9 protein-coding genes are annotated in these 10821 nt (G+C 45.6%); 5 read left to right on the top strand and 4 right to left on the bottom strand.

Annotation, left to right across the window (positions count from 1 at the left end; translation table 11 throughout):
• Both QT974_RS23255 and QT974_RS23250 read left to right on the top strand, forming a co-directional pair.
• The coding region (locus tag QT974_RS23255) for a hybrid sensor histidine kinase/response regulator (RefSeq protein ID WP_333470787.1) at positions 1–2672 on the top strand (2672 nt) is incomplete at its 5' end.
• 11 nt (positions 2673–2683) lie between these two features.
• Entirely contained in the window at positions 2684–3961 is a 1278-nt protein-coding gene (locus QT974_RS23250; protein WP_333470786.1) for a hybrid sensor histidine kinase/response regulator, read from the top strand.
• A gap of 233 nt (positions 3962–4194) precedes the next feature.
• Here the strand turns inward: QT974_RS23250 and QT974_RS23245 are convergent, their stop codons facing one another.
• A complete protein-coding gene (locus QT974_RS23245; protein WP_333470785.1) occupies positions 4195–4929 on the bottom strand; it encodes an SIMPL domain-containing protein in 735 nt (244 codons plus the stop codon).
• A 303-nt stretch (positions 4930–5232) separates the two neighbouring features.
• Between QT974_RS23245 and QT974_RS23240 the strand changes: the two genes are divergently transcribed.
• The 3 genes from QT974_RS23240 to QT974_RS23230 all read left to right on the top strand — a co-directional run bounded on the left by QT974_RS23240 (position 5233) and on the right by QT974_RS23230 (position 9125).
• Complete coding sequence (locus tag QT974_RS23240; RefSeq protein WP_333470784.1) at positions 5233–5616, top strand: YkvA family protein; 384 nt, start codon at positions 5233–5235, stop codon at positions 5614–5616.
• Between the two features lie 266 nt (positions 5617–5882).
• On the top strand, positions 5883–8228 hold the full coding sequence (gene pcrA / locus QT974_RS23235; protein ID WP_333470783.1) for a DNA helicase PcrA: 2346 nt from the start codon (positions 5883–5885) through the stop codon (positions 8226–8228).
• 291 nt (positions 8229–8519) lie between these two features.
• The gene (locus QT974_RS23230; protein WP_333470782.1) at positions 8520–9125 is read left to right on the top strand and encodes a hypothetical protein; all 606 of its coding nucleotides are present in this window, start codon (positions 8520–8522) and stop codon (positions 9123–9125) included.
• A gap of 147 nt (positions 9126–9272) precedes the next feature.
• Here the strand turns inward: QT974_RS23230 and QT974_RS23225 are convergent, their stop codons facing one another.
• The 3 genes from QT974_RS23225 to QT974_RS23215 all read right to left on the bottom strand — a co-directional run.
• Positions 9273–9473 carry a hypothetical protein gene (locus QT974_RS23225; RefSeq protein WP_194008696.1) on the bottom strand — a complete coding sequence of 67 codons (201 nt, stop codon included), beginning with the start codon at positions 9471–9473 and terminating at the stop codon, positions 9273–9275.
• On the bottom strand, positions 9470–9814 hold the full coding sequence (locus QT974_RS23220; protein WP_293211975.1) for a hypothetical protein: 345 nt from the start codon (positions 9812–9814) through the stop codon (positions 9470–9472). The genes QT974_RS23225 and QT974_RS23220 overlap by 4 nt, the downstream gene beginning before the upstream one ends.
• A gap of 195 nt (positions 9815–10009) precedes the next feature.
• The coding region (locus tag QT974_RS23215; protein ID WP_333470781.1) for an FGGY-family carbohydrate kinase at positions 10010–10821 on the bottom strand (812 nt) is incomplete at its 5' end.

Here is a 10821-nt window from a genome sequence, read left to right as displayed (position 1 = left end):
ACGGACAGAAAGCAGTCAACGATTTGGCATCTCAACTGCGGACAGAAGTCAGCAGCCGCATTAATCAGCATCTAGACAGCAAACTCAACACCGCCCGTCATCTTGCTCAGGTGAATGCCGATGCCTTCGACGTGGGATTGCTCGCTCCCAAAGATTTAGATAATATGACTCGTTTCTTCTGGAAACAAATGCAATTGTTTAATGTCAGTTACATTAGCTTTGGGTCTTCAGAGGGTGAGTTTGCAGGTTCTGGATATCTGTATCTCGATCAAAAGATTTTTATTATTGTTAACACTGTCGAACCCAAAAGATACGGAAATCGAGATACTTACAACTACAAAACAGACAGTGATGGCAAGCCCAGTCAGCTTGTTAACATATTAAAAAATTACGAATTTGAAAAAGAACTCTGGTATTCAGACACGGTTAAAGCCGGAAAACCCACATGGGCATTATACCAATGGGAAATACCACCTTACCCCCTAGCTCTTTCTGCAAATCGCCCGGTTTATGACAAGAACAATAAACTGATTGGTGTCATCGGGATCGATCAGCGTCTTTCAGAAATTAGCGATTTCTTGCGAAAATTGAAAGTCAGCAAATCCGGCAGAACGTTTATTGTGGAGCGCAGCGGGCTAATCGTTGGGAGTTCTAGTACCGAGGAACCCTTTAAACTGATTGATGGCAAGCCTAAACGGTTAAGCGCATTGGAAAGCAGCGATGAATCGATCCGATCGACCTCTCAATATTTAGTAAAGCATTTCGGCAACTTCAATAATATCAAAGAACCTCAACAGCTTGATTTTTTGCTGAATAAAGAACGCCAGTTTGTCCAAGTTTTACCCTGGAAAGACGAGTGGGGATTGGATTGGTTGGTAGTTGTGGCGGTTCCTGAATCGGATTTTATGGGGCAGATTAATGCTAATACTCGCACTACGATTCTATTGTGTATCGGCGCCTTAATTGTGGCGACGGTTGTGGGTTTTTATACTTCCCGCCTGATTGCTGAGCCGATCGCACTTTTGAGCAAAGCATCACAGGATTTCGCCTCCGGAAAGTTCGATCGCACTGTGGAAGTCTCCGGGAAGAATGAACTCGGCGTGCTTTCGGAATCCTTCAACGACATGGCGCAGCAACTGCGCGACTCTTTTACAACCCTCGAAAACACCAACCTCGAACTCGAACAGCGAGTCGAAGAACGCACCGTCGAACTCAAAATTGCCAAAGAAATGGCAGACGGCGCCAACCGCGCCAAAAGCGAATTTTTGGCTAACATGAGCCACGAATTGCGAACTCCCCTCAACGGCATTTTAGGCTACGCACAAATTCTCCAGCGCAGCGAACCGATGACGCAAAAAGGACGCGGCGGTGTTGATATCATCTATCAGTGCGGTTCGCACCTGCTAACGCTGATTAATGATGTCTTGGATTTGTCGAAAATTGAAGCCCGAAAACTCGAATTGCATCCCACAGCTTTTCACCTACCTTCATTCATCCAAGGAGTTGCAGAAATCTGCACTATCCGCGCTCAGGAAAAGGCAATTAACTTTGATTTGCAGGTTGATTCGCAACTCCCGACGGGGGTTGTGGGTGACGAGAAACGTTTGCGGCAAGTGCTGTTAAATTTGCTCTCGAATGCGATTAAGTTTACAGAAAAAGGCGGAGTGGTTTTTCATGTTGATGTAATTAAAGATGCTGAGTTTTCTGATTCTAGTTCTCAGTTAGATGGGATTCAAAAAATATATAAAATTGGGTTCAGAGTTGAAGATACAGGCCCGGGAATGACACCCGAACAAGTTCAGAAAATCTTTCTGCCTTTTGAGCAAGTAGGCGATGTGAAAAAACAATCGGAAGGCACCGGATTGGGACTCGCGATCAGTCAAAAGATTGTGGGTTTGATGCAGAGTGAAATTGCGATCGACAGCCGTGCAGGAGCGGGCAGTATTTTTTCCTTTGAAGTGTCGCTCCCGGAGGCGCAAAATTGGGCCGAGAGTTCGAGAATCGTCGAACAGGGCGCTGTTTTGGGTTACGAAGGTGAAAAACGCAAAATTTTGGTGGTGGATGACAGGTGGGAAAATCGGGCTGTGTTGGTGAACTTGCTGGAACCGATCGGCTTTAAGATGATTGAAGCGGCTGATGGTAAGCAAGGACTCGATATCGCTTTAGCCACCGCACCGGATTTAATCCTCACTGATTTAGCCATGCCGGTGATGGACGGATTTGAGTTTTTACACCAAATCCGCACTCACCCTCAACTGAGAGAGGCGATCGTGTTAGTCTCGTCTGCAAGCGTGTTTGAGATCGATCGCCAAAAGAGCCTGGATGCAGGCGGAAATGATTTTTTGCCGAAACCGGTGCAAGCAGAGGTGTTGCTGGGCTTACTGAAAAAATATTTGCGGCTGGAGTGGGTGTATGACGATACAGTAACTGCGGGCAAAAAAGCGCAAAATCCGATACCAAATGAAATGCAGATTCCGGCGATCGAGATTTTACAGTTATTAGATGAACAAGCTCAATCTGGCGATTTAGATGCGGTAATCGAGATTGCCGAGGAAATTCAAACAGCGAATCCAGAACACGCGATTTTTGCCCAAAAAATACTCGTTTTGGCAGAAAAATTCAAACTCAAAGAGCTGCGGGCATTGATTGAAGAACATTTATCAAAAGTTTAAGGAAAAAAATCATGCTTGAGTCAGATAAAAAATTTATTTTGATAGTAGATGACAGTTCCACAAATTTAGGAGTTCTGTCGCAAGCCTTAAAAACAGCAGGCTACAAAGTGCGGGTAGCCGTGGACGGAGAATCGGCGCTCGCTATGCTAGAAAAATGTGCGGTCAATTTGGCAAGAAACCCTTTTCCCGAACTAATTTTGCTAGATGTGCAAATGCCGGGAATCGACGGCTTTGAAACCTGTCGCCGAATTAAAGAGAACCAGCTAACAAAGGCAATTCCAGTCATTTTTATGACGGCTTTAGCAGATGCCGAAAGTAAGATGAAAGGATTGTCATTAGGTGCGGTGGATTACATCACAAAACCTTTTGAACAAGACGAAGTAATTGCCAGAGTTAACATTCACTGGCGGCTCAAAGAGTTGACCGACAATCTGGAACAGCAAGTTACAGAACGCACCTGCGCTTTACAAAAAGCTCAAGTCAAGGTAGTGCAGCAAGAAAAACTGTCCGCCCTGGGACAACTCGTTGCCGGAGTCGCCCATGAAATTAACAACCCGCTGAGTTTTATGGTCAGCAACATTGCGCCTGCAAAGGAATATCTTACTGAGATTACAGAACTTCTCAGCCTTTATCAAAAATATTATCCTGAACCTCCATCAGATATCGCTAGCAAGATTGAAGACATAGATTTGGAGTTTGTGATCGAGGATTTTTCTCACCTGTTGGATTCCATGGAAGTAGGCACTGAGCGCATTAAAGATATTTCGCTGTCGCTGCGAAACTTTGCTCGTTCGGATGGAGATAGTGTGAGCGCGATTGAGCTGCACCAAACTCTAGATAGTACGCTGTTGCTGTTAAAACACCGACTCAAGGATCAAGGATGTCGCCCGGCCATTGAAGTTATCCAAAACTACGGTGAATTGCCCCTAGTTAAATGCTATCCCGGCCCGATGAACCAAGTGTTTATGAATTTGCTAGCAAATGCGATCGATGCTGTGGAAGAGGCTTGGGAAAAAGACCAGCGTCCTCTGAATATTACCATTAGCACGGAAATTTTGCGCGAAAGTGCGATCGTCCGAATTGCGGATAACGGGTTGGGAATGACGGAGGAGATTCAACAACATTTGTTTGAACCTCTGTTTACGACAAAAGCAGTGGGTAAGGGCACCGGGCTGGGATTGTCGATTGCTAAACAGATTGTCAGCGATAAGCACGGCGGTCAATTGTTCTGCAAGTCGATAGCCGGGAAAGGTACTGAATTTGCGATCGAACTGCCTCTTGAATTTTAATATTATTTTCGCTCAAACTATCGCGATAAAATAGGTTCGCAGTCAGGACTTTAGTCCTCGGATGGATGCGGACTCGCATTCCTCACTACGAACCGTAAATCAATAGCTAAATCGAACTGCCTCTTGAATTTTAATATTATTTTCGCTAAAACTATTGCGATAAAATAGGTTCGTAGTCAGGACTTTAGTCCTCGGATGGATGCGGACTCGCATTCCTCACTACGAACCGTAATTCAATAGCTAATTTGCAAAGTCACAGAAGCATCTACCTGCTCTTCTCCTCCCACTACGGGTGTTGTAGCATTAGCCTCAGCGCGAGCAGCAAACTGCCGGTACACAGGAGGCCGCGCGCTCGCACTGTTGACTTGAATTCCAAGAATCTCTCCCCGCTTGAGATTAAGCGCGCTCAGGACTGCATCTGCTTGCGATTGAGCATCTTGAGTGGCTTTTTTGAGTGCTTGTTTTTGAGCTTGTTCGATCGCACTTTCGGCGGCCACAAAACTCACGCCTTGAATTCGGGTTGCTCCGACCCTCACCGCATCGTCGAGCAAAGTACCGGCAGATTGAGTATTGATGCGAAAACTGACGGTATTCGTAGCAATATACCCTATTAAGCGCTGTTGGTTGTTTTCGTAGCTGTAATTCGGGTTGAGGGTGATACCGGTGGTTTCGAGTTTTTCGACTTGGCGCGATCGCAGCAACTCTACCACAGCGGACGATCGCTTTGCCGCTTCCTGCTGCACCTCGGCCGCCGTTTTTCCCTGAACCTCAACCCCCAAACTAACTTGAGTTTGAGTTGTCGGAATCGCTTCTATACCTCGCCCAGTAACTGTTAGCGTTCTAATCCGCTGTTCCCCGGCCACCGCCGGATCTAACCTCACGAAACTCAGGAGAGTTAAGGTTAAACATAAAGCTGTTAGCAGACTGCGGAAATTGATTCTAGAATTGCGTTGCAAATTTGAATTCATAAACTCGATGCTCCTCACATACAACAGATGATATACTTGACCTTCGCACAGGAATTGCTAAAAATTCAGGCTGTTACGTTTTTAGCAACTAAAAATTTTAGTCATTGTCATTAGTCATTAGTCATTGGTACAGCGGCTTGTGCAAGCAAATATATCTGTAGGGGCGAAGCATGACCGCAGTTAATATGAAATCATAACTAATAATTTATATGCGGTCATGCTTCGCCCTCTTCAAAACCCAGATTTACCCTCGATCATTAGTCATTAATCATTGGTTATTAGTCATCGATCATTAGTTTTTATATGCAATCCTTAAAACAAGCTGCACGCCAACTCAAAAAAGAGACTTACGCTGTTTATTTAGCCAGTACAGACCAGAGAGTACCTTGGTACGCGAGAGTTTTAGCAGGTGTGACAGTTGCTTATGCCTTTAGCCCGATCGACTTAATTCCAGACTTCATCCCCATTCTCGGTTACTTGGACGATTTGATAATTGTACCATTAGGAATTTGGTTGGTACTCAAGATGATTCCGCCACAAGTTTTAGCCGAGTGTCGGGAAAAAGCAGCCGCTGAAATAGAGCGAGGAAAACCGATAAATCGGACAGCCGCTGCTGTAATTATTGCCATCTGGCTCGGTTTGGGAATATTAGCTGCAATTTGGATAAAACAAATATTTAAACGTTAGAATACCCGGCGGTTGAAACCGCGGCTATACAGACAAAACAAGCCGGACGCCGGTTGAAGAATAGACGGTAAAATTATGTTTTACGTTATTATATCTTCGTCGGCGTCCGGCGGACGAAAGTTTGTGTAGACGCGGTTTCAACCGTACGTCTGATATTCATGATATTATATTGTAGGGCGATCGCACCCAACCTTAAAAAAACTCCCGGTATCAAACACTAAGTATTATTTATCCCTTAAAAAAATCCAACAACTAACTATCCAACTATGACTCAAACTACCGATCACCTCAGCCACCTCAACCCATCCCAGCGCCAAGCAGTCGTCCATTACAACGGGCCGCTGTTAGTAGTAGCAGGCGCCGGTTCCGGGAAAACGCGGGCTCTAACTTACCGCGTAGCTAACTTAGTTCGCACCCACAGAGTCGATCCTGAAAATATTCTGGCGGTGACATTTACGAATAAAGCCGCTAGGGAGATGAAAGAAAGAATTGAGAAATTGCTGGCGACTCAGCAAGCTGAAGCAGAATATGGCAAACCTTTGGCAGATTTAGCGCCGCAAATACAGACTTCATTGCGATCGCAAATTTACCACAGAATTACCAAACAGATTTGGATGGGAACCTTTCACTCTCTGTGCGGCCGCATTCTCCGCTACGACATTGAGAAATATCAAGACGAAAAAGGCCGCCAATGGAAGAAAAACTTTTCGATTTTTGACGAGTCAGATGCTCAAACTCTCGTCAAACAAATCGTTACCAAAGTCCTCAACCTCGATGATAAGAAATTTGACCCGCGCAAAGTTCGCTACGTCATCAGCAATGCCAAAAATAAAGGTTTGTCGCCTCAAGAATTCCTAGCCGCCGAACCGGATTACCGAGGGCGCGTAATTGCCGATGTTTACAGTCGCTACCAAGATGCTTTAGCAGCTAACAACGGCTTAGATTTTGACGATTTAATTCTCGTTCCAGTTAAACTATTATCCCAAAATGAGCAAGTATTAAATTATTGGCATAGAAAGTTTTGCCATATTTTAGTTGACGAATACCAAGATACTAACCGCACTCAATACGATTTGATTCGGATGTTAGTCACGAATAACGTTGACCCGAAACAGTTTGATAAATGGCAAAATCGCTCAATCTTTGTCGTGGGTGATGTCGATCAATCAATTTACAGTTTTCGGATGGCAGATTATACTATCTTGCTGGAATTTCAAGAGGATTTCGGCGATGGTTTGTCGGACGAGAAGACTCAGACAATGGTAAAATTAGAGGAGAATTATCGATCGCGCGAAAACATCCTGCAAGTCGCCAACCACTTGATCGAACACAATACCGAACGCATCGAGAAGGTGCTGCGCCCGACTCGCGAACCCGGAGCGCCGATTGTGGTGTGGCGCGCTGACAACGAGTTAGATGAAGGACAATTTGTGGCTGGTCAAATTCAAACGCTGAAGCGCCAAAACTCGGAATACGAACACGGCAGCAACTTTGCGATTCTCTACCGCACAAACGCTCAATCTCGCTCCTTTGAAGAAGCGTTAATGTACTTAGATATTCCCTACAATATTGTCGGCGGCCTGAAGTTTTACGATCGCAAAGAAATCAAAGATATCCTAGCATACCTGCGGACGATCGCCAATCCCGACGATAGCGTCAGCCTCAAACGCATCATCAACACTCCCCGCCGCGGCATTGGCGACACCACATTTGGTAAAATCGAAGAAGCTGCAACTCAGTTGGGGATTCCGTTGTGGGAAATCCTCAGCGATGAATCTTCTGTAAATACTCTCGCAGGGCGATCGGCAAAAGCTATAATTAAGTTTGCCCAAACGATCGCTCATTGGCAACAAAAACTTGAAACCACGCCCGCATCGCAAATTGTCCAAGGCATTATCGAAGATTCTGGTTACATTGACGATTTGAAAAACCAAGGAACCGAGGAAGCCGAAAACCGGATCGAAAACGTTCGAGAATTGTACAACGCGGTGCTGCAATTTGAAGAACAAAACGAAGAACCGACCCTGACATCGTTCTTAGCAAAAGCATCTTTAGCATCCGATTTAGACGACTTGAAAGAAGACGATTCGCGCGTGTCGCTGATGACGCTGCACTCCGCCAAAGGTTTAGAATTTCCCGTAGTATTTCTAGTCGGAATGGAACAGGGTTTATTTCCCAATTTCCGCAGTTTAGATGACCCGAAAGCTATTGAAGAAGAACGCCGTTTGTGCTACGTCGGCATCACTCGCGCCCAGGAATTGCTATTTTTGACTCACACTCGCGAACGCCGCCTCTGGGGAGGCTACCGCGAACACTGCACGCCTTCGCTATTTTTGGGCGAATTACCGACACATTTGTTGGCTGGAAGTACGAAGAAAACTAAGACAGCTAAAACGGCTGCATCCAACGGAAAAACTAATAATTCAGTAGCTAATTCTGGAAGCTCTCCATCAGAGTGGAAAACTGGGGAACGAGTTTTTCATCATGCTTTTGGAGTCGGAGAAATTACCCACGTTTTGGGAGTGGGCGATAAAACTAATCTGGCAATTAAGTTTACAGGTTTGGGCCGCAAAATTATCGATCCAAGGACGGCGAAGTTGCAGCGAGTGTGATAGAATACCCGGCGGTTGAAACCGCGTCTATACAGGCAAAACAAGCCGGACGCCGGTTGAAGAATGGGCGGTTAAAATGCGGTAAAAATTACGTTTTTATCTTTAGTCCGCGGAGGCGGACATCGTTTGTGTAGACGCGGTTTCAACCGCCGTCTTATCTTACAGAAAATCCAGCGGTTTCAACCGCGTCTATACAGGCAAAACCCGACGGAATTGGGTTGAAAAATGGGCGGTTAAAATGTGATAAAAATTACGTTTTTATCTAAAGCAGAAATCAAAACATAAACTCTTATGTCTTACAGTCAATTTACGACAATCAGCAAGGTTAAAGAAGCCTTCAATCTCACAGTAGTTGAAGGAATCAGATTTTTGCCGGAAATTGAGCCGATCGCACCTGCAACAGCCTTGCAGACCATGCTGGAGACAAATTTGCCTTGGGCGATCGCCACCAGCACCGAAAAAGCCCGTTCTGAAGCCATTATCAACCCTGTCTTGCTGGAAGTTCGCAGGATTCTCAACCAACAAATCAGCGTGTTTTCGGGTGAGGAATTCAATGTTGATGTGGCTGTTGGACTGACAGGAGTTTGCGATTTTATCATCAGCCGTTCCCCGGAACAACTAGACGTTGAGGCCCCGGTAATTGTGATGGTGGAAGCCAAAAAAGGAGATTTGAAAGTAGGTTTGGGGCAGTGTATTGCTGAAATGGTGGCGGCCCAGAGGTTTAATGAAGCGAAAGGGCGATCGATTTTAGCCATCTACGGCAGCGTTTCCAGCGGCACAGCTTGGCGGTTTCTCAAGCTGGAAGGGCAAATAGTGACGATCGATCTTACCGACTATCCCCTACCTCCCGTCGATCGAATATTGGGATTTTTAGTGTGGATGGTACGCGAAAATTAGCATTATATCAAATTTGCGTTGAAAATCCCCGAGCGATCGGAGTCAGAGGTTTTAATCGTTACTAAACCACCAAAGTCCGAACAGAGGGGACTCACAAGAAATGATTCAAGGCTATCGCGTAGGAAATTGCCCCTCAGTTGATCCATCTTATTCGATTACCTGAGATTCCACACGCCTGTATTTACCCGCCAAACGTTCTCGACGCTGGCGGCGGTTGTCAGCTTCAAATATAGCGATTAATTCATCCAGGTTTAGAGTCAAAGCGTCCAACTGTTGGCAGACTTCACGCATCTTTTCAACGTGTCGCTTTCTGGTTTCAGCATCGGGGATTCTAGGTTGTTGATTCATGGCAAATTCCAATCGATTTTAATTTCTCGGATAGTTGCTTCTGAGGCATCGACAGTCGCCTCTGTTTGTTCTATCGTTCTATACAGAAAGTTTAACGTATCCGCAGTCGCAGCGGGTTGAGATTCTGCCACTTGCTGCAAAAGCCTGTACAAACGATTGTAAGGGTTTCTCAACCTTTCCTTAACATTATCCAGGGATTCGAGTTCGGGGAGTGTCGCTTCTGTCTCGCCAAACTGCTGCATTAAAATATATTCTGTCGCGGTTGTCTCGTTGAGGAGTTCCACTAGCCGTCGCTGTAAACTGAAAATTGTGTTCAGGATGTCATCAGGTAGCTTTGCCATTGTCCTTAATTTTTAGGGATAACAACTTACCACAATATATCAGAATGTTTGAGTGCATTTAATTTTTGCAAATATATTCGTAGGGGCGAAGCATTTCGGTAGTAAATCTCTGATTCTCACTAATAAATTGTCTACCGAAATGCTTCGCCCTTGCACTCATAGAGATGCACTCCTCCAATCCTCTAATCACAAATCTCAAATCAATTGACTTCCCTGCTTCGCCAATAACGCACTTCCATAGGCAGCAGCAGTATGAACGGGAGTCACCACAGGCACTTTCAAATAACGATGACGAATCGCACTCCAAACTGGATTTTTGGCGCCGCCGCCAGCAGTATAAACCTTTGTCAAAGGAGTTGCGCCCAACTCCTGTAATAATTGATATCCCCGCGCTTCAATCCGCGCGATGCTTTCTAGCAAACCGTGCAGAAATTCCACAGAATCAGTCGGACGCGGTTCGAGTTTTGGCGGCAAATTCGGATCATTAATCGGAAAGCGATCGCCCTTTTTCAACAACGGGTAATAATCCAGCAAACTCTCTCGATCTGGATCGATTTGCGTGCTATAAGTTGTTAACTCAGCATCAGTAAAAAAGTGCCGCAGCACCGCACCTCCGGTATTAGAAGCACCTCCAACCAACCACAGATCTCCCCCCGCCCCCCCTTCACAAGGGGGGGAGAATATATTAGAGAATCTGTGGCTGTAAATTCCGTATCTCGCATCATCTACGCGGGTATGACTTAACAGTTTCACAGCTAAAGTTGAACCGAGAGAAGTTACAGCTTCCCCCGGTGAATTGACACCGCTTGCTAAAAATGCTGCAATGCTATCGGTTGTGCCAGCACAAACTGTACAATGGCGTGGAAATCCGAAGCGATCGCCCACTTGAACTCTCACTTCCCCCACAGGCGTGCCCGGCGCGACAACTTGCGGCAATTTAGGCGTTACAGCCCCCGCAATTCCCCGGATCAGCCAATCGGGATAGCACAAAGTACCAACATCGAAAC

The organism is Microcoleus sp. BM001215392 (genome assembly GCF_036700185.1).
Classification (GTDB): Bacteria; Cyanobacteriota; Cyanobacteriia; order Cyanobacteriales; family Microcoleaceae; genus Microcoleus.
Note: the sequence above shows the minus strand (reverse complement) of the source record. Positions and strands in the feature narration are given on the sequence as shown.